This is a genomic window from Chryseobacterium indologenes (assembly GCF_018362995.1).
Classification (GTDB): Bacteria; Bacteroidota; Bacteroidia; order Flavobacteriales; family Weeksellaceae; genus Chryseobacterium; species Chryseobacterium indologenes_G.
This window is the reverse complement of the sequence record NZ_CP074372.1, coordinates 4,071,362-4,091,208: the sequence shown is the minus strand read 5'-3', so window position 1 is coordinate 4,091,208 and position 19,847 is coordinate 4,071,362. Positions and strand designations below refer to the sequence as shown.

Genomic DNA, 19,847 nt, shown 5'->3' with positions numbered 1-19,847 from the left:
AGTTCGGTTGAAAAGCAAATCAATAAAATCAAAGAATTTTATGTAGCAAAAACATTGTTTCACCTTGCCTATATTCTATATAATAAAAAAGTTTTAGTAAATACGGACTCCCGTGAGTGTGATTAAAAAAATATATGTATAATTGTATTGTTAATTAATTAAAAAACAACTTATTATGAAAAAATTAAAAAAACTTTCGAGAGAGAATTTAAAGACAGTTAAAGGAGGTGCTTTAGGTATGAGTGAAAATTTAGAACCAGTTGGACCTGGCACTTATGCTTGCTGTATAGGTACTAAATGTAGTTCAACGGTTGTTGTAGAAACATCTGATGATCTTTCCTGTACTACCCCTGGTTCTGTATTAGTTAAATTGTAAAATTTTATAGTTGGTCATTTTAAAATAAATGACCAACTTTATTTAATAAAATTATGAGAAACTTATTTTTATTAATTTCTTTTATTTCAAGTTTTGTTTATGGGCAAAACATGAGATTTATTTATAATTATACGTCTATCCCTGATAGTTTAAATAAAAGTAATGTCATAAATGAGATAACAGTTTTAGAATTGGATAAAAAAGGAGGGAAATCTATCTTTTCTAGCCTAAAAAAAATAATTTCAGACTCAACTATGCAAGTAAATGCTGCAAAAGGAGTTTATACATTCCCTGATCCTCTGATCAAAACACAATACGTTATTGAAAAAGATATAGTAAAAAAAGATTTATTTTTTTACACTCAAAATCACACTATAAATCCTGTCTTTAAGGTAGAAGATAAAAGGAAAATAGATTGGGAAATTTTAAAGGAAAAAAAACAAATTTTGTCATATCCTGTACAAAAAGCAACAACAGTATTTGGAGGGAGAAAGTGGATTGCATGGTTTTCTACAGACATACCTTTTCAGGATGGTCCTTATAAATTTAATGGTTTACCAGGATTAATACTTCAAATATGTGATGCTACTAATAGTCATTGCTATAATCTAATTGGCATTTCAAAACTTCAAAATAATTCTTATAAGACACTCGAAGACAATTCATATATTGGGTCTAAAACAATAAGTTTAGAACAATACATAGATACAGTAAAAGAATTTAAAAGTGATCCCATGAAAAGTATCAGACAGAAAATATTTAGGAATGAAATTTTTTTTACTAATGAACAGCAAAAATCTGAGTACTTAAAGAATGTTGAAAAAGAATTAAAACAAGAGCTCTCAGAAAATAATAATCCAATAGAATTAAATCAAAAAGTTGAATTCAAATAAAAACACCTTTTATTAGGTATTTTTTTATTCCTAAAAATATTATCGGGGATGTTTTCGGGGGTGAAATAAAGAAACCGCCCTGTTTAAGGGCGGTTTGTAGCGAAGACGGGAATTGAACCCGTGACCTCAGGGTTATGAATCCTGCGCTCTAACCAACTGAGCTACCTCGCCGTTTTGGTGGTGCAAATATAGAAAATATTTCTTTACCTCCAAAATTATTTTAACTTAAAATATTCCAAAACATCTCCCACATGATCTGGTTTGTTGATAATCTTATTGTTAGCATCTAAAATAAAATACGTCGGAGTTGCATGAATATTGTACATATCCGTGTAACTGCTGTTCCATCCTCTCAATTCTGAGTCATTCACCCAAGGAAATGCAGCAATTTTTTTAGTATAAGAATTTTTGTCAACATCTAAAGAAAACCCTACAACCTGAATATTCTTTGACTTCAGTTCATTGTATTTTTCCAGAAGTTTTGGAAGTTCGCTTTCACAGTGCGAACAAGTGGATGACCAAAACACAATAACCTTTTTATCAGCCTTTATATCGTATAATGACTTCGCTGTAGTATTTACAGGTGACTGAAACTTATAGTTAGGGAAAGCAGCTCCCATTTCAATGTTGGCATTCGATTTTAGTGTAGAAGCAAGTCTGTCGTTGATGGTACACTTAAGATTTTTGGCAAGCGACAAATATTTACTCTTGTACTCATCCATCTCATACACATCAAAAATATCGATCAACTCTGATAAAACAGTCTGCCCTCTTGGAGTTTCCACTTTTAATCGGTCTAAAAGTTTATCAACAGAAGCAGTAACATTGGTATTTCCTCCGGAGTTCAGATAAGATACCAATACTGGTCTTAGTAATGATGAAGTTTCCAGCATATCATTTGACTTGTCCAGAAAGTTGATTATTTCCTCCTGATCTACTTTTTTGGTGGCATCTTGTGAAGGGGAAACAAATTTACTGTAATTCGTGTTATAATAGGTAATAAATGGATGTTGAACGGCATCAATAGAGCTTGAAGTACCGGAAAGTCTGTCGATCTCTATTTTCAGTGCTTTTCCAAAGTCTGTATTGTCTTTATAATATTCTTTGATTTGTGCTAAAGCCGGCAATATAAGCTCTTTCTTTTGTGAACCCTCCTGCTGCTTACTCATCAGATTATTCGCTTCATCCAGATAGGCAACATCTTTAACTTTATTATTCTGGATATCCAGTTTAATATTGACATTTTTATTTTCAGAAATAAAGCTTACGGTATTATTAGAGCCAGGGAAATAGACTTTCATCATTCCCATATAGCTGCTTGGATATTTAAAAGTCCATGTACTATTCTTACTCTGTTCCTTAGTAACAATAATATCTTTTGAACCGTTTAATGTATATAGAATAGCATCCTGATCTTTAAAGTCTGCCGGAGTCTGAATGGTCACTGTAAACTGAGCCTGCAGAGCAAATGCGGCTAAAACCGCAGATAGCGTATAAATCTTTTTCATAGAGTAAAAATAAAAAAACTCTCTGACTAATCAGAGAGTTTAATATTATTTTAATAAAATTTTATGCTTTTACGCTCTTGTACTTTTTTGTAAAGTAAACAATAAATCCAATTGCTACAATAGCAAGTACATATACGTACATATCAATGGGTGCAGGTGCTCCGGTACCATTCCCCCCATTTCCTGTTCCAGTTGGAGCTGCTTGTGGTTGTGGCGGGGCAGCATTTGCTAAAGTTATAGCAAAAAGAAAAAGAGCTAATACTAGTTTATTAATAGTTTTTTTCATCGTAGTTTATTTTAAGATTTTAGTGTTAACAGTTTCTCCTTTGTCAGAAACGATTTTTACAACATATGAATTTTTAACTGAGCCATCTAGCTCGATTACAAAATCTCTGGATGTTTCAACCGCTTTTTTGGAGATTACCAATTTACCGCTCATATCATAAACCTGGATGTCTGCTTTTTTCCATTTTGGATCAAATCTGACAATATAATTTGTAATAGATGGATCATAAACAACAAGTGTTCTTGATGCAGTAGCAGCTTTATTTTCTACTGCTAAAGTAATATTACTTGGTTCTCCATAATACAAATTAGCTTCCTCATTTGTTACCGCTACAACATCTCCTTGTTTAGCTTCTATTAAGTTTCCGTTTTCGGCTTTATAATAGAACCCAATTCCTGAAGATAACTGGTGTGCACCAGCCGGGATTAGCGCTGCATTTTCTCTGATCTCGAATTTATAAGATTTCACCTGATCAAGGTAATAGTTAACTAACTTAACATTTTTCCCCTGGAAGTTATTCTCATTAGCTTCGTTAATATATAACCAATAGTTAGTATTATTATTATCATACCCACCATTCAATGATTCTTCAAAAGTACCGATGATATTTTTACCAGCTGAAGACTGAACTGAAGTTGCTGCAGAAATCTGGTGTCCTGTTGTTAATCCTGGAGAAACAACATAGTATGTTCTGGAAAGTTCTTTTCCATTAGCATCAAGACCGATTACACCAAGCTGTTTTACAGTATTGGTTACATTCTTACCAGTAGACATTTTAGCTGCTGTTACATCGTAGTTGACACCTGCTGTTCTCGCAGTTGATTTGAATCTTCTCAGTGTATTAAAATTTAAAGTCTGAGCTGTATTGTCTCTTAACTTTATTTTAAATGACTGCATAGGTTTGATTACAAGTAAGTCTACGTCACCAATAGCCGGAGCTACTCCGTCACCTGTAGGTAAGAAAGTAACAACTTTAGAAGCTGTAGCATAAGTAGAACCACTTGGAAGAGTAACGATGGTACCTGGGTCATATTCAATACCCCAGATATTTCTCACTGCATTTCCGTCAGATCCTGTAACACTTTCAGTATATCCGATGTTAGCTAAATCTAAATTGGTAAGGAAAGGGTTTCCGAATTGATAGAAATTTTGCCCGAATGTTCCGGACCATGGGTTTGTAGTGAACTCAAAACTGTCATCAAGATAAGTATTATACTTCTCATTGTACTGGTTTAGAGCATTACCATTAGTTCCAAACACAACGTTGGATGCCCCTACGTTAGATTTCCCTGCGTTCTGTAATGTTACAGCACCCGCATATGGAGCATATGGTTTCCCGTTGATATTGAATACATTTCCTGTTGCAGGAGCACTTGGATTCCAGTCGTTATTTTTAACCTTAAGCATATAATAACCTGAAGCATCCCAAGTAGTCGAGGTAGGAGCTAGATTCAAAGTAGTGATAGAAACAGCATTAGCATTATCCCACTTAAGAATTGGATTGTCATATCTTCCAGTATTGAAAGTTTTACCAACTTCAGTGGATAATGAATTATAAGCTTTACCAGAGAAAGGCAAAGCAACTTGCTGGAAATAATTACCGCTACCGTTACTTGTAGTTCTGTATTCTTTGGTTACAATACCTGAAATGTTGGATTGGGATAGTCCGTCAATGTATAGCTGACCATACGTGGAAGTAGCAAAAGAACCGGGAGTGTTAAGCCTTAAGATGATATTTCCACCGTCAGTTTTATCAGCTCCGGCAGCATCTATTGTCTTAAAACTATCTGTAGCAGATCCTACAACCATAACATTTCCATGTACATCCAAAAGACCATTACCTTTTGTCTGTACACCTCCACCGCTATAAACTAGGGTGCCTTCGCTCACATACATATTAGCATTAGTGTCAACATGACATAGTATCTGCGCCTGAACAGAGTAACTAATTGCTAAAAGACCTATAGCAAATAAACTTTTTCTCATTGTATAAATTATTTGTGTGTTAATACAATCTTCACCCGCAAAGGTATTATTATTTTTCTTAAAAAAAAAATATTTTATCTATTAATCAAAACATTATCTTCCGTCAAGACGATCTCTTTGTCCTCTCCTATTGAAAACATATAGTCTTCTAGAACTTTTTCGGTGGTACCTCTCAACCCTCTTGCGCCTAATCCTTTTTCAATAGTTTCCTCTACGATTTTTTCAATTGCACCATCTGTTATTACCAAATCTGTACCATCCATCTTGAAAAGTTCCACAAATTGATTCACAATTGAATTTTTTGGCTCTTTCATAATTCTTACCAGCGTTTCTTTCGTGAGTTTATCAAGGTAAGTGATGATTGGAAATCTTCCTAAAAGTTCCGGAATTAATCCGAAAGTACGAAGATCAATTGCATTAATATTTGTTAATATATATTCGTCTTCGTCTGTTTTATTGATTTTCTCAGAACTGAACCCAATCGCCTGCTTGTTCATTCTTCTTTCGATAATCTCTTTAATCCCATCAAAAGCACCACCGGCAATAAACAGGATGTTCTGAGTATTCACCTGGATATATTTCTGATCCGGATGTTTTCTACCTCCCTGCGGCGGAACATTGACGATACTCCCTTCCAGCAATTTCAGTAATCCCTGCTGTACTCCTTCTCCGGAAACGTCTCTGGTAATACTTGGATTGTCTGATTTTCTTGCAATTTTATCAATCTCATCAATGAAAACAATACCTTTCTCCGCTTTTTCCACATCATAATCTGCAACCATCAGAAGTCTGGACAGAATACTTTCAACGTCTTCTCCTACATATCCTGCTTCCGTTAAAATAGTAGCATCTACGATACAGAAAGGAACATTCAGTTCTCTGGCGATAGTTTTTGCCAGAAGAGTTTTACCTGTTCCTGTCTCCCCAATCATGATGATGTTCGACTTCTCAAGTTCCACTTCTCTGTTTTCATCCTGAGCGTGGAGTAATCTTTTATAATGATTATATACAGCAATAGAAAGCTGCTTCTTTGCCTGATCCTGCCCGATCACATACTGATCAAGAAATTCTTTGATCTCTTTTGGCTTTTTAAGTTCAGCCATACTGTCGGCAGGTGAATATCCTGTTTTGGATGCACCGTCTTTTACAATAGCGTGTGCCTGCTCTATACAATTTTCACAAATAAAACCATTCTGGCCAGAAATCAGCATCTGTACTTCATTTCTTTTTCTACCACAGAAAGAACATTGGTTGGAATTCATATGATATAATATATATGTATATGTTAAAGAAAATCGTAAAAAATTACTTTTTTACGATTTTCTGTTTGTTAAGAATTAATAATTGAGTTTTGAATCTCTGTATATTCTTCGTTCGTTAATTTTAATCTTTCATTTCTAAAATTCATGTCTTCCATCTTGTTTAAAGGAATCAAATGGATGTGTGCATGAGGAACTTCAAGTCCTACTACCGCTACTCCTACTCTTACACATGGAACTGCAGTTTTGATCTTCTTGGCTACCTCTTGGGCAAATCCCCAAAGGTTTTTGTATTCTTCACTTTCAAGATCAAAAATCAAATCCACTTCTTTTTTCGGAACTACTAACGTGTGTCCTTTCACCAGAGGCATTGCATCTAAGAATGCAATAAAGTTTTCATTTTCTGCAATCTTATAAGAGGGAATCTCGCCATTGATGATCTTTGTGAATATAGTGCTCATTTTATCAGAAGTTAGGGTTAGATATTTAGAAGTTTAGAAATAGAAACTGTATCAGACTATAAAGAAATGTCTAATACTTCAAAAGACAGTTTGTTTCCGTTCGGTAAAGTAATTTCGGCAGTTTCGCCAACAGCTTTCCCCAACAGACCTTTTGCAATAGGCGTGTTTACAGAAATTCTCCCTGTCTTCAGGTCACTTTCGTTATCCGGTACCAATGTAAATACCTGCTCTTGCTTGGTAGCATTATTTTTAAGTTTCACTGTTGTCAAGATGGAAACTTTTGAAGTATCTAATTGGCTTTCGTCTATAATTTTAGAAGTAGAGATAACGTCTTTCAGCTTAGAAATTCTCATTTCAAGCATCCCCTGAGCCTCTTTAGCTGCATCGTATTCCGCATTTTCAGACAAATCTCCTTTGTCTCTTGCTTCCGCGATCTGCTGAGTGATTTTTGGTCTCTCTACAGTTTCCAACTGTTCCAGCTCAGCTTTCATTTTCTCTAGGCCCTCCTTAGTTACATAGCTTGCCATAATTTTCAAAATTTAGTTTTAGTATAAAAAAATAATCCGACATTTGCCGGACAATGTTTTCGTGTTGTAATCGTTTAATTTTTACAAATATATAAAAATTTAAATTGAAATGAAAAAAACTTTTTCAATCATATCTATTTTCAGCTTATTGATTTTCAGTAACTTAACTATAAACTCTTGTGGAAGCAGAGAAGATACCGTGAGCTGTTTCCCGAATAACCCTATTAATGTATCTCTTAATCTAAACCTGCCTGCTTACTATGCTTTGAACAATATTAACGGCTGGATTTATGTGAATGAACAGCAATCCGGAACAAGAGGGCTGATTATTGTGCGAACTGCAAGTGGATTTAAAGTATATGACAGAAATGCTCCTCATATATGCCCTGATAACAATACAACCCTCGAAGTAAAGGACAATATTGCTATTATTTGTCCGCAGGACAACACACGATGGATCTTAAGTACAGGACAGCCAGAAGCGGGAGCCAAAACATCTCTGCCGCCTAAAACTTATCCTTATAGCTATGATGCGCCAAGCAAAACTTTAAATGTTTATTATTAGAATATAAAATGAAGATCGTTATACAAAGAGTCTCAGAAGCCAGTGTAAAAGTAGACGGAAAAATTGTTGGTGAAATCGGGAAAGGATTAATGCTGCTGGTAGGTGTGGATGAAAATGATGAAAAAACAGATGCAGATTGGCTTGTACAAAAGGTTTTAAACCTAAGAATCTTTGGAGATGAAGAGGGTAAACTTAATCTTTCTGTGAAGGACATTTCAGGGGAAATTCTTTGCATCAGCCAGTTTACATTGATTGCTGATTACAAAAAAGGCAATCGCCCATCTTTCATAAAAGCGGCAAAACCTGATAAAGCGGTCCCTCTTTTTGATTATTTTAAAGAAGAAATAGCTAAATCCGGATTAAAAACAGAAAGTGGAATTTTCGGAGCGGATATGAAGGTATCCCTAATCAATGACGGACCTGTCACTATTGTAATGGACTCAGTTACCAAAAACTAAGTATAGAAGATGAGTAATAAAAATTTAGTTATTGCTTATCTGGCAGTGACTTTAGTTTTTCTTTTTGGAATAGTTTTAAGCCTTAATAACTATAGTTTCGCCGGATATTACATTGATAAAATAATTAACTGGCTCTGGCTGTTGATGACTATTTTTATCATTGTCAGGTTTTGGAAGAAAAAAGTGATTAAAGTATACTTTGGTCTTTTGATCTCAGGAATCATTCTTAGTATTTTACCCATGATGATTCCATTTTTTTGAATTATTCACTATTTTTCAACTATTGGCTGTGAGCAAAGAATTCGGCTGGATGATACTTACAGAATAGAAAGAGGGCGTCCGGGAGCACTTTACAGACCGCTTATTACGATTTACAAGAAAGAAGGAATTTTTGAAAAACAAATCTCAAGAATTCCTTATTCAGACATCATAGAAAAAACAGTACAGCCATCTAAGGAGACTTATTTAGATGGTAAAAGACTTCCAATTCAGGAAGCAAAGCTTATTAATGTCAATCAGGACAGTATTGGTATTGAATACCGGATCCTGAATAAGCTGAAAGTAATCTACCATAAGAACAAATTAAACTGGTTCGATGATCTTTAAAAATTAAAACCTATCTATCTCAACAAAACCATTCAGTGATCTTAGATGGTTTTTTGTAATCATGCAAGTATATTTTCCAAACCTCAACGTTTTTTGAAACCTGTGAGCTTTATCAAGAATTGATGAAAGTCTTTATACATAAGGGAGTAACAATAAAAACAAAAAATAAATTCACAAAAATGTGATTTGTTTTCATTTTATTATTATTTTTGGTATAAATCAAAACTGATTTACAACCATTTAACAAAATCGTATGAAAACAAAAATCAACCTTTTCGCATTGTTTGCGTTCTGCTCTTCCCTGTCTTTTGGTCAGGACAGTCAGCCCAAACTGAATCAGGATCAAAATTCCATCATCTATGTATGCTTTTCAAAGGGCATTAATTCAGAAAAAACTGCATTCAGCAGAAATGCTGATCTGGAGAGATTTTCAAGAGAAAATAAAATTTCATTCAAATACGATCTGGATTTTACAGACGGCAAGCTTGATGAAATGGCCAGAAACAGCAAAGCCATCGGAAACTCCCCAGAATCTGTAGAAAAACTAAAAAGAATTTATAAGGCTGATCTGCCTCTTCAAAACGAGGAAGCCACTCAGAAAATCATTCACAGCCTTGAAAGGTTCCCTGAAATAGAATATGTGTCTGTAATGAGTGCAACTCCCATTGAACCTCCTTTGGTTAATGCTTTTGTAGCAACACCTGATCTGGAAAGCATTCAGACTTATCTGAATGACAATCCCGGAATCAATGCAAAATATGCCTGGTCAAGAGGAATCACCGGACAGAATATTCGGGTAAGGGATGTAGAATATGGTTTTTACAAAACTCATGAGATGCTTAGCAACCAAAACACTATACAGCTGGAACCGGGCTATTCTCCTAATGCAGGATTAGCCAATAATAATTATCGTGATCACGGAACTGCGGTGGTGAGTATTTTAGGTTCAATAAAAGATAATATCGGCCTTACGGGAGCTGCTTACAATACTTCTGAAATAAAAGGATATATGGAATGGACTACTGTGGGATACAACAGAGCTTCTGCCGTGAGCAGATCTATAAACGCTTCCCAAGCAGGCGATATTATTCTGTATGAAATGCAGACCGGAGGAAAAGACGGCCAATATTGTCCTGCAGAGTATGACAATGTAATCTGGGATCTTACAAAAGCAGCTACTGATTCAGGAATTATTGTCATTGCAGCTGCGGGTAACGGAAATCAGAATCTGGATGATCCGTTTTATGCAACTTATCTTGCCAGAGGAAATAGCGGAGCTATCATTGTAGGAGCAGGATCTCCCAATACTACCCATTCAAAATTAAGTTTCAGTACTTATGGAAACAGAGTGGACGTTCAGGGTTGGGGAAGCAGTGTTCTTGCTGCGGGCTATGGTTCTTATGCCAAATATGACAATGATAACAACAGAACTTATAATTATTTCAGTGGTACAAGTTCTGCAACGCCTGTAGTATCGTCTGCAGCTATTTTAATTCAGTCTTTCTATCGTCAGACTACGGGTCAGAACCTGACACCGTCTGCGATGAAAAACCTTTTAATTTCTACGGGAATTCCTCAGGGAGGTACTGTAACGGGTCAGAAAATCGGGCCTCTTCCTAATGTAAAAAATGCGATACTGCAATTGGAAAGTAAATTTGCAACCCCTGTAAAAGCATTATCTCCGCTGGAGGTAAAAATCTACCCTAATCCATCCAGCAGTAGTATTGCGATTCAAAGCACAGAAAACAAAAAACTGGATTTTGAAATCATCAACCTTCAGGGGCGTACAGTAATCAAAAGTTCTGTTTTGTCTGATGAAAAAATTGATATTTCACAGCTCCCAACGGGTCAATATATCATCAATATCAATGAAGGTCAAAGAAGAGTTGTTGAAAAATTCACAAAACTTTAAAAAGATTTTTATACATTTTACTTCACATTAAACCCTCTTTCAGACTACTGGAAGAGGGTTTTTAATATTAATTGTTATCCGGTTATTTAGCAGGAACGCTGCTGAAATTCAGGGCTACTTTAATGTTCATGTCTGAAGAGGTCTGATTCTTCAGTTCATAGACCGTTCTTACAGTCAATCCTGAGCTTTTTACAATTTCATCAAGGAATCCGGTATCATTCAGGTCCAGATTTAAGCTGGAAGAGTTGGTAGATATATTGGATCGTGATGCGATCAGTCTTTCTCCTGTTCCGTTGGATGAAACGTATATTTTAACGGTTTTGAATGCACTCAGATTTCCTCCTGAAGGCGATGCAACAGAAATTTTAGCATCCGAAATTCTTACGTCTTTAATCTTTGCATTGTTATTTCCTCCGAACCATGTCTGTACATTGGTAGCCGTTGCAGTGGAAGAAACTTCTTTATCTGCAGGAACCCCTGTAGAGACTAAAACATTAGTGGTGTATGGAAATGTATTCTGAACCAGCGACTGTACGGTTCCGCAACTTACGAGTACAGCTGAAGCGGCCATTGCTGTTAGAACTATATTTTTCATAATTGTAAATTTTTAAACTTAGAGTTTAGTTTGCAGAAATTGTACCAAATTGATTTGTACTTACTCTACCGTTATAGTAAAGCTTCCCTTGGTATTTCCTGAAGCCATATTACTTTTACCGATAATCAGCCATACTTCACCTTTCCCGGGAGTATCATAAGTAATTTCTCTTCCGAACGGCCCGTCATAGTCTCCGTTGGCAAGTTTGATCTGATTAAAACGGATATTAAAATCTTTCTCTTTGGTTGAAATTTTTGCTTTGATATTCGGGCGGTCATAATGGGTCAGCTTTAAAATCAGTTCCTGATCATCTTTTTTAAATTCTTCTCCCAAAGTGAAAGGAAGCTGGGTAGCATCTGCAATTCTTATGATCTGACCATCTTTTTCACTCCTCATTACGCCTTTTCGCAGAACTTCTTTAGTGGCAGGAGCATTGTTAATGATTGAATCTCTTTCTTTCAATGCTACAGAATCTGCTTTTACAACAGAATCCGGCATTTCTGTAACCACTGTAGAATCCTTGTCCTGAACGCTTGTCACGGCAGGTTCTTTTTTACATGAAATAATAATCAATGGAATCAACAATAAGCTTTTTTTCATAATAATTAAGTTTAAGAATGTACCAACATAGCATTCTGGTGAGTTCTATTAAATGCTAAAACTGTTCCAATCCGTTTAACGAATTATTTTTCCGGCTTCAATTCTCTGTCATTATTTGTTTCAACCCATTTAAATGTAAAATACATAAAGTTGAGCATAATTCCCATCAAAACAGTGACACCCCACGTCTTGGTATATTCTAGCGGATAGATAAACCGTACCACAATATCAGAGAAAAGACCGAAAGGATTATTAAGCACATCCCAGCTGTTCCATCTTAAAAATCTTCCAAGATACACGCCAAAGCTGCTCATGAAAAGAAAGAATATAATTACTGCGTTGATTCTGTTTCTTTTACCATATTCCGAAAGGCTTTTTTCAATATCATTAAGACTTATAAAACCACAGATCAACCCTGTCCAGGCATAGGAAAGAATGACAATCAGATCATACCAGATCGGTACTGAATTTCTCGCTTTCAGATGAAAAAGATCTGTGAGAATATAAGGCGAATTGGGGAAGAACAAAATCCAGACGATAATAATAAAGATCAGTGAGATTTTACTTTTGATATTAAAGGCAAGAATAAAAGAACTTAGTAATAAAGGAATCCATGCCAGAAAAAGATTCCAGTTGAGAAACAGAAACACTTTTGTATCACTGATATAGTATCTGAAGGCAGAAAGACTGACACAGAATACAGTCATCAATATCAGCAAAATACTGATTTTAAACCTTGAAGATGCAATGATTGTTTTCATGGCTATTGCTATTGAATGGTTTGAAAATAAATAATCTTTGAAAGGAGTGTTTTGGAGGTCTCCTTTTTCACTTTCGCCTGCAAAGTCTTTTTAAGTTTCTGATCATTTTTTTCGTCAGCATATTTCAGCAGGGCTTTTTCGCTGAAATTAACAGAAGTTAAATGATAGTTGACTACAAAATCTTTTCTTTTCATATTCTGTGAAGTGATGAAACCTCCCCAATTGAAGTAACTGCACACTAAAATGGTTCCATAGAAATACCAAACCATTGTATTGACAAGGAATATGTTTCTTTTCTTCTTTTGAATTTTAAGATAGGTCAAAACAAGACCCACTATTGATAAAATAAGGAAAGCAAAAACGCCCAATCTTTTATAAGTAAATGCATAATTCACGATATACTCATAATTTTTAACAGCAGCTGATATGACAAGGATAACATTGAGGAAAATCCAGATTTTAGCTAAGATTTTCAGTAATCCCGCTTTCGGATCAAAATTAAATCCGGATTTAAAGTAGAACATGATAACCAGGATAGCCATTATGATAGACATGATGACGGCATTTACTCTTTCATGGGTTTCTTCGGAAAGCTGAACGGGTGTTTTTACGGCTTCATAAAACTGTTCATAATTGTAAGTAATAATAAAGAAGATCAGTAAAATATTTAGCAATACAAAGGATATGACCCCGCTCATTCTTTCGGCACTCAGATCAAGAAAAGAATAGGTAGCCTTCGGTATCCGGGAATCTTGTTGAAAGTCATTATCCAAAAAATGGTTGTTTTTGTAGATGAGTTTTTCCACAGCATAGTTCCAATAGTTAAAGGCAATGAAAAAGCCTAATACAAAGAGACAGATTACCTGCCACACATTAATATCCAATTCATAATCTGTGAAAAGAGCGGCAAAATGGTCACTTCCAGCTGAATAAATTCCAAAGAAAACTGACACCAGAACCAACGGAATTAGAATGAAAGCGAACGTTTTTTGCCATAATCCAGGAATATTCTTTTTGGGCAGCCATTCATCAAAACTGAAAAAGCGGCAGAATGAAGTGCAGCAGTTTATAATAAAAACCGGAATCAAAAAAAGAATTTTCAATCTCCTGTTTTTCGATTTATATCCCAACAAAAGGAGAGAACTTACTACCGCAATAAAGGAAGGAAAATCTCCATACCATGCAAATGCTATACTGGATAAAATGCTTGTTGCAAAAAGAACATACAGGGTTTTCGTTTTATTTTTCTCAGGAGTTTTAAACAGGGTTAATATTGCATAAATGATTCCCAGAATTCCAAGATTCAAGCCAATATCCTGATCGTAGAAGACAATGACAAACAGGATGGCGGTAAGAAATATATAATGATGTGTTTTCATGATAATTAAAAATTTAAAGGATTGAAAGAATTAAATTTTGAGAACCTCATCCATCTATGTGAATTGTGTGAATTTTATTTTCTTCATGGTCATTCAATTTAATGAAGAACAATAGTTTCTTTCTGCTGAATAAAGTCCATTACATGTTCATACTTCTGGCTCAGCAGCCCTTCAAAATCCCAATGATGGAAAGCTCTCATGTTCTGTCCCTTTTTATAGGCTTTGATATAAATTTTCGCATATTCAGGTAGAATAACCGTTCCTAAAACGATTGCTGCCAAAAGATGTGCATTGAGCTTACCGTTTCCTAAAAGAAAGTACTGCATGGCGATTTCATCCTCAAAGTTGGTTCCACAACCGGTGATCAGATGGTGAACATCATGGTTTTCCATTTTAGGGATCATTGAAAACCCATGCTTTCTGTAGAATTCTCCCAGCTTTCTCCCGAGAGAGTCTTCCTGAAATTCCAGCAGCTGTTTTTCATTGAACTGCCATTGTCTTTTTTTCTTTTTAAAGTATTTTCTGTATAATTTCTGAGTTTTATCGTACACAAAAAGCAGAAACTGAACGCGTATTTTTTTCATAGTGTATTTATTTTAATGCAGACTATTAAGTCCTATAGCTGTATAAAAAATTGCAATGGGTATATTGATCAAAAGAATACCAATAGCTTTCAGACATTCATTCAATCTTGATCTGTATACGAAACCATAGATCAACAGTCCTAGTATCGCCAGTAAGTTCAAAAATGTTCCAAAAATTAGCAACATATATCCTCCTATGGCAAATTCTTCCATCCTTGTTGTCAAATATCCAATAAGACACATGCTCCCCAACACCAAACACACCGCAAACAGAGATTTTCCGAAGTATAGAATTTCCTGACCTTTTATCATTTTTTGATTTATTATTTCTGAATCTTTCATCATTATTTAGATTTAGTAAGCAAACACAATTTTAGCTTCCGGCAAATGGACTTCCGAAAATTCCTACCGCCAGTTCTATCCAGATCAATGCAAGGGCCAGCAAAATGAAAATGCAGATCAAAACTTTCTGACTTTGTTTTTTGATTTTGTTTCTGACCAGGTTGATCGAAAAAGCTGTTGCAAAGAGTAAAGCTCCTGCTATCAGAAAATCTGAAGCTGACCAGTTTACTTCTTTAGAAAATAGATTTCCCAGCAATGGAATACACAGTAAAACCAATGGAAGGGCATAAATTGTAAATGTTTTTTGTTTTTGTGTTATCATTTTATTTAAGTTTTAAATTGTAAAGTACTTTGTAATTCAAAGTTAATTTTCAAAAAAATATAGGACTATCGTCCCAACAGTTTTTCAAGAGCATCCAAATGTTCTGTAAATGCCTGCCGTCCATTTTGTGTAACACGGTAAGATGTCTTGGGCTTTTTCCCGACAAACTCTTTTTTCACTTCAATATATCCTGCTTTCTCCAACGCGTTGCTGTGACTGGCCAGATTTCCATCTGTAATTCCAAGCAAGCCTTTCATTTCAGAAAAATCAACCCAGTCGTTGACCATAAGAACGGACATAATGCCCAGTCTTACACGGCTTTCGAATTCTTTATTGAGTTGATTTATTTTGATCATTTTATTTTAGCTTAATTATCCACAACCATTGTTTTTACAACAGCACACCTATTACCTTGATTCTGCAATAGTAGCAAAATTATATCCTCACCATTATTTATACTTCTTATGCATAATCAATCCATATACGATATGCAAAACTCCGAAACCAATGGCCCAGAATACCAGTCCCCAACCTAAAAAGAATAAAGAAATAAGTCCTAAGACAACTTCAAAATATCCCAGATACTTCACATCCGTTAAGGTATATCGTTCTGCCGAGACTAATGCCAATCCGTAAAAAATCAATGTTGCCGGAGCAATGAAAACAAAAAGATGATGATAAAGAAGTGCCAGGCAAAAAACGCCTCCCGCTATCAAAGGCACTGCAAAGGTAATCAATAGTCGCTTTGTAGTGGCATCCCAGATCTTCAAACCTTTCTTTTTACTTTTATGGGCGGTAAAAATATAGCCACTAAGAATAGCAACCACTAAAATAACGATTCCAATCACAACAAGTTCTTTAACTAAGGCCGGACCGAGAATATTCCTGTCTCCATCAAAATAGCTGATTCCTTCCCTCTGAAAAACAAAATACACATATATAGCCCCAATAATTGCCGTTAACCCGGCAACAACTCCGGACAATCCACTTAAAGAAATAAATCTGGAAGACCGTTCCATCATGGAACGGATATGGGATAGATCTTCGTGATAGTTTTTTGTTTCCATAAAAAGAACTTTGAATTACAAAGTTATAATTTATTTTTAATCCACCAATTATTTGTTTTAAATTTTGATGATAATTTTTTACATCCCATTCCAGCAATTCCTAACTTTAAGAAAATAATATAATTGAAATGATATGTCAGAAATTCAACCAGATTATACACAGGTACATTTGGAGGAGAATATTCCGCTAAGTGATGAGGAAATACAAAAATTTGAAACAGATCAAAGAAAAATCACACAGGTAATGCCTGCTATTCTCGGTGGCTGCACATTTTTTGTGATGGCTTTGGCCGCTTTCTTTATTAAAGACGAATTCAGTAAATTCAAATATTATGATTACATTTTATTTGCAGGAGCAGGATTGGTGCTGTTTGGTTTTGCTTATATAATGTATCTTCTTGTAACCGGATATGACCGCCGGAACTGGAAAAAAGATAAAACCAATGGCAAGAACAAATTATTAAGCATCGTGATTGATTCAGATACAACAGAGTATGGCGAATACCTGACATTGGCCGGCCCAGCTAAAAATAAAAAGATTAGACTGCTGGTTACTCAGGAAGATTATTCCCGATATAAAACCGGAGCAAAAGTTGTTGTCACGTATTTAAAATACAGCAAAACGGCTCTTTCTATCAGAGAGCTTTGATTATCTTGCAACAAGTGATTTCCCGTTTAGGAAAAAGAAAACCCCGCTAAAAGCGAGGTTCTCAAAGATATATTAAAATTTGTTTTTTTATAACGGGTTCTGAACAATCAATGGATTGGCATTGATCTCCGTTCTTGGAATCAGGAATTCCCAGCGTAAATTTATATTGAGCATTAAGACCTAAAAAAAACCAGAGATACAAATGTTTCTCCGGTTCATATTTAGATTAAAATCCTATTGTTTTTTAAAATTTATTTCGCTCTCAACTTTTCTTTAATAGACTCAATATTTTTCTTAGCTGAATCTTCCAGGATAAGACTTGCACTCATATGAATTCTAGCCGGCATCAATTCATTGAAATGATCTGTACCTTCCCATGAAACTTTTTTAATCAATGCCAAAGCATCACTGCTTCTTGATGCTAAAGTCTGCAAAAACTTCTCCAGTTTCTCATCCATTTCCTGAATAGAGTCAGACACAGAATGGTAGACATTATGCTGCTCAGCCCATTCAGCAGATCTGAAATCCGCATCAATTGCCATAGCTGAGAATTGTGATTTCCCTATTTTTCTTTCTACATAAGGTCCTATTACAAATGGTCCTATTCCAAGATTGATCTCAGTAAGTGCTAAAGCTGAATCTTTTGTTGCAAAACAATAATCTGCTCCACAAGCAATTCCTACTCCTCCACCGGTAGTTTTTCCCTGAACTCTCACTACTACGATTTTTCCACAATTTCTCATAGCATTTAAGACTTTTGCAAAACCACCAAAGAATTGTGTGGAAGCTTCCAGTTCTTCAATCGCTAAAAGCTCATCAAAGCTCGCGCCTGCACAGAAAGCTTTTTCACCTGCACTTTTTACTAAAATAGCTTTCACTTCATCTTTTGCTCCTTCTTCAAGAATTGTTTCTGCCAGTTTTTCTAAAATTGCTCCCGGAAGAGAATTACTTTTGGGTGTTCCGAAACTGATCTCGGCAATATTATTTTTAATTTCTGATGCTACAAATTCGCTCATTTTTATTTTTATTGGATTCTTACAAAAATACGAAATACGGCTCTTTCAGAGAAACTTAAAGATAATAATTTCCATTATAGAGGTACCTTTTATAAGATTCCCTATACGTAGAAATACGGAATCTTTAATTTGGTATTTTCTACTCTAGTACTCCTTTCTTAATAGTTGTTCCTTTGGCTTAGAAATAATAACCAAAGGCGGAATCTGAAAAGCCCATAAAAGAGTAAGAGAATTTAAAACTAAAAAATCATTACCATGGAAGAGTACATTGGAATTGTAAAGTTATTTGCAGGAAATTTCGCGCCTAGAGGCTGGATGTTTTGCGACGGAAGTTTAATAAGCATTTCAAGAAATTCGGCCTTATTCTCTATTTTAGGAACAACTTACGGAGGAGATGGTATCACTACTTTTGCTCTGCCTAATTTAAAAGGACGTATGGCTTTGGGAGCGGGAAATGTAAATGCTAACGAGTTTTATCCTTTGGGGGTGGTATCCGGTACTACACAGAATACTCTTTTAACTTCAAATCTTCCAAGCATCGGAGGTGGATTTCAATTGAAAGTTGCCAATAAGAACGCCAACTCATCAACCCCTACTGCAACATCATCCATTGCCATCTCAGGAACGCAGGTAGGAAGAGATTTCAACGTGGTGTCAAGCTTTATAAATGATTCTAATCCTGACACCGTGATTAACGGACAGAGCATTTCTTTTGTAGGACAAAATTTACCAGTGAATAATATGCCTCCTTATCTGGGTTTAAATTATATCATCTGTGTTGAAGGTATTTATCCTCCAAGAGATTAATATTGACAATAACCTAATATTTAAAACAATAAAAATCATGAAAAGCACTACTTTTTTAACAATTTGTAGTCTGCTCATTTCAATTTTCTCATTCGGGCAGACCAGTACAGAACAATTTGAAACGGAATCACACGGAAGTACAAGCTTCACTGACAATGGAGTCATTTTCAACATCATTTCACATGTAAGTGTTTTTGACATTCAGGGAAATTACCCGGGAACAGGCTGGAGCGGAACAGCAAACGACAACAGATACATTGACAATTCCAATGACTCTCAATTTCCGCCATCATTCAGCATTAAAACTACTTCAAATTTGTTTAAAGTAAACAGGTTCTGGATGTATCTTTCAGCATTAAACCTGGATCTTAACGTAGCAGGAACTCTGACCGTAACCGGAAAACTAAGCGGAGTAACCAAATTTACCCAAACAAAAACTACAGGCTTCGTAACAAGCTTAGGAAGTACAAACGGATATACCCTGATTGATCTTACCAACTTAAATGGTCAAAATTATTCCAACATTGTGATTGACGAACTACAGATCACAGCGGGCGGAGCCTTCCGATATGTAGCATTAGATGCTTTTACTTGGGTAAAAGACAGCAACATTGTACTGGGTACTTCTGAAGCTAAAAGCACTCAAAAAAACCTGACTATTTATCCTAATCCAACCAACGGGCCTCTTTCCATTGCGACAGAGAAAGCGAGTGAAGCCAAAATCTACAGTGTAGATGGTAAAATGCTGAAAACAATACAAACCCAGAGAGGAAATAATGAAATCAATATTTCAGACCTTCCAAAAGGAGTTTATATTATCAAAACAGCCACAGAATCAACGAAAGTAATTAAAAATTAGTTTCAATTATACATAAGTTCCATATCCCA

At 35.3% G+C, this 19,847-nt stretch carries 25 protein-coding genes and 1 tRNA gene; 9 read left to right on the top strand and 17 right to left on the bottom strand.

All coding sequences use genetic code 11. The features are described from left to right. Positions 1-175 precede the first annotated feature (175 nt). Both DYR29_RS18550 and DYR29_RS18545 read left to right on the top strand, forming a co-directional pair. Entirely contained in the window at positions 176-376 is a 201-nt protein-coding gene (locus DYR29_RS18550; RefSeq protein WP_213278020.1) for a bacteriocin-like protein, read from the top strand. A gap of 53 nt (positions 377-429) precedes the next feature. Beyond that, positions 430-1,269, top strand: coding sequence for a GLPGLI family protein (locus DYR29_RS18545; RefSeq protein WP_213278019.1), 840 nt, complete (start codon positions 430-432; stop codon positions 1,267-1,269). A gap of 97 nt (positions 1,270-1,366) precedes the next feature. Here DYR29_RS18545 and DYR29_RS18540 read toward each other — a convergent pair. From DYR29_RS18540 to greA, 7 genes are all read right to left on the bottom strand, one after another. Next, positions 1,367-1,440, bottom strand: a tRNA-Met gene (locus tag DYR29_RS18540). A 44-nt stretch (positions 1,441-1,484) separates the two neighbouring features. Then, a complete protein-coding gene (locus DYR29_RS18535; protein WP_213278018.1) occupies positions 1,485-2,777 on the bottom strand; it encodes a TlpA family protein disulfide reductase in 1,293 nt (430 codons plus the stop codon). Between the two features lie 61 nt (positions 2,778-2,838). Continuing rightward, positions 2,839-3,063: a signal peptidase gene (locus DYR29_RS18530; RefSeq protein ID WP_213278017.1), complete on the bottom strand. Its 225-nt coding sequence runs from the start codon at positions 3,061-3,063 to the stop codon at positions 2,839-2,841. Positions 3,064-3,069: 6 nt separating this feature from the next. Further along, positions 3,070-5,049, bottom strand: coding sequence for a T9SS type A sorting domain-containing protein (locus DYR29_RS18525; protein WP_213278016.1), 1,980 nt, complete (start codon positions 5,047-5,049; stop codon positions 3,070-3,072). Positions 5,050-5,123: 74 nt separating this feature from the next. Beyond that, entirely contained in the window at positions 5,124-6,311 is a 1,188-nt protein-coding gene (gene clpX, locus DYR29_RS18520) for an ATP-dependent Clp protease ATP-binding subunit ClpX (RefSeq protein WP_047420145.1), read from the bottom strand. Between the two features lie 68 nt (positions 6,312-6,379). Then, entirely contained in the window at positions 6,380-6,769 is a 390-nt protein-coding gene (locus tag DYR29_RS18515) for an HIT family protein (protein WP_213278015.1), read from the bottom strand. Positions 6,770-6,825: 56 nt separating this feature from the next. Further along, positions 6,826-7,296 carry a transcription elongation factor GreA gene (gene greA, locus DYR29_RS18510; RefSeq protein ID WP_047420150.1) on the bottom strand — a complete coding sequence of 157 codons (471 nt, stop codon included), beginning with the start codon at positions 7,294-7,296 and terminating at the stop codon, positions 6,826-6,828. Between the two features lie 109 nt (positions 7,297-7,405). On the opposite strand from greA, the gene DYR29_RS18505 reads away from it, so the two are divergent. The 4 genes from DYR29_RS18505 (at position 7,406) to DYR29_RS18490 (ending at position 10,837) form a co-directional block, all read left to right on the top strand. Next, the gene (locus tag DYR29_RS18505; RefSeq protein WP_047420152.1) at positions 7,406-7,861 is read left to right on the top strand and encodes a hypothetical protein; all 456 of its coding nucleotides are present in this window, start codon (positions 7,406-7,408) and stop codon (positions 7,859-7,861) included. An 8-nt stretch (positions 7,862-7,869) separates the two neighbouring features. Next, positions 7,870-8,319, top strand: coding sequence for a D-aminoacyl-tRNA deacylase (gene dtd, locus DYR29_RS18500; RefSeq protein ID WP_213278014.1), 450 nt, complete (start codon positions 7,870-7,872; stop codon positions 8,317-8,319). A 9-nt stretch (positions 8,320-8,328) separates the two neighbouring features. Next, on the top strand, positions 8,329-8,580 hold the full coding sequence (locus DYR29_RS18495) for a hypothetical protein (protein WP_213278013.1): 252 nt from the start codon (positions 8,329-8,331) through the stop codon (positions 8,578-8,580). 598 nt (positions 8,581-9,178) lie between these two features. Next, positions 9,179-10,837: a S8 family peptidase gene (locus tag DYR29_RS18490; RefSeq protein ID WP_213278012.1), complete on the top strand. Its 1,659-nt coding sequence runs from the start codon at positions 9,179-9,181 to the stop codon at positions 10,835-10,837. A gap of 82 nt (positions 10,838-10,919) precedes the next feature. On the opposite strand, the gene DYR29_RS18485 is transcribed toward DYR29_RS18490, so the two are convergent. From DYR29_RS18485 to DYR29_RS18445, 9 genes are all read right to left on the bottom strand, one after another. Continuing rightward, a complete protein-coding gene (locus tag DYR29_RS18485; protein WP_047383035.1) occupies positions 10,920-11,432 on the bottom strand; it encodes a hypothetical protein in 513 nt (170 codons plus the stop codon). Positions 11,433-11,492: 60 nt separating this feature from the next. Further along, positions 11,493-12,032 (bottom strand): hypothetical protein, encoded by a 540-nt coding sequence (locus DYR29_RS18480; protein ID WP_213278011.1) that lies wholly within the window; start codon positions 12,030-12,032, stop codon positions 11,493-11,495. Positions 12,033-12,115: 83 nt separating this feature from the next. Further along, positions 12,116-12,793: a DUF1361 domain-containing protein gene (locus tag DYR29_RS18475; RefSeq protein WP_213278010.1), complete on the bottom strand. Its 678-nt coding sequence runs from the start codon at positions 12,791-12,793 to the stop codon at positions 12,116-12,118. Between the two features lie 8 nt (positions 12,794-12,801). Further along, positions 12,802-14,172, bottom strand: a complete 1,371-nt coding sequence (locus DYR29_RS18470; protein ID WP_213278009.1) for a DUF4173 domain-containing protein — start codon at positions 14,170-14,172, stop codon at positions 12,802-12,804. Between the two features lie 98 nt (positions 14,173-14,270). Then, positions 14,271-14,756 carry a Coq4 family protein gene (locus tag DYR29_RS18465; protein ID WP_213278008.1) on the bottom strand — a complete coding sequence of 162 codons (486 nt, stop codon included), beginning with the start codon at positions 14,754-14,756 and terminating at the stop codon, positions 14,271-14,273. Between the two features lie 12 nt (positions 14,757-14,768). Then, positions 14,769-15,068 carry a hypothetical protein gene (locus DYR29_RS18460; protein ID WP_213278007.1) on the bottom strand — a complete coding sequence of 100 codons (300 nt, stop codon included), beginning with the start codon at positions 15,066-15,068 and terminating at the stop codon, positions 14,769-14,771. A gap of 61 nt (positions 15,069-15,129) precedes the next feature. After that, positions 15,130-15,420, bottom strand: a complete 291-nt coding sequence (locus tag DYR29_RS18455) for a hypothetical protein (protein ID WP_213278006.1) — start codon at positions 15,418-15,420, stop codon at positions 15,130-15,132. 65 nt (positions 15,421-15,485) lie between these two features. Next, entirely contained in the window at positions 15,486-15,776 is a 291-nt protein-coding gene (locus DYR29_RS18450; RefSeq protein ID WP_047420173.1) for a winged helix-turn-helix domain-containing protein, read from the bottom strand. A 93-nt stretch (positions 15,777-15,869) separates the two neighbouring features. After that, positions 15,870-16,487, bottom strand: a complete 618-nt coding sequence (locus DYR29_RS18445) for a hypothetical protein (RefSeq protein ID WP_213278005.1) — start codon at positions 16,485-16,487, stop codon at positions 15,870-15,872. Positions 16,488-16,620: 133 nt separating this feature from the next. Here DYR29_RS18445 and DYR29_RS18440 point away from each other — a divergent pair, with 133 nt between their 5' ends. After that, positions 16,621-17,136, top strand: coding sequence for a hypothetical protein (locus DYR29_RS18440; RefSeq protein ID WP_213278004.1), 516 nt, complete (start codon positions 16,621-16,623; stop codon positions 17,134-17,136). A 251-nt stretch (positions 17,137-17,387) separates the two neighbouring features. On the opposite strand, the gene DYR29_RS18435 is transcribed toward DYR29_RS18440, so the two are convergent. Further along, a complete protein-coding gene (locus DYR29_RS18435) occupies positions 17,388-18,152 on the bottom strand; it encodes an enoyl-CoA hydratase/isomerase family protein (RefSeq protein ID WP_213278003.1) in 765 nt (254 codons plus the stop codon). A 255-nt stretch (positions 18,153-18,407) separates the two neighbouring features. Here DYR29_RS18435 and DYR29_RS18430 point away from each other — a divergent pair, with 255 nt between their 5' ends. Together DYR29_RS18430 and DYR29_RS18425 are read left to right on the top strand one after the other, a co-directional pair. Next, positions 18,408-18,959 carry a phage tail protein gene (locus DYR29_RS18430; RefSeq protein WP_213278002.1) on the top strand — a complete coding sequence of 184 codons (552 nt, stop codon included), beginning with the start codon at positions 18,408-18,410 and terminating at the stop codon, positions 18,957-18,959. 37 nt (positions 18,960-18,996) lie between these two features. Further along, positions 18,997-19,818 carry a T9SS type A sorting domain-containing protein gene (locus tag DYR29_RS18425; RefSeq protein ID WP_213278001.1) on the top strand — a complete coding sequence of 274 codons (822 nt, stop codon included), beginning with the start codon at positions 18,997-18,999 and terminating at the stop codon, positions 19,816-19,818. The last annotated feature ends 29 nt before the right edge of the window (positions 19,819-19,847 follow it).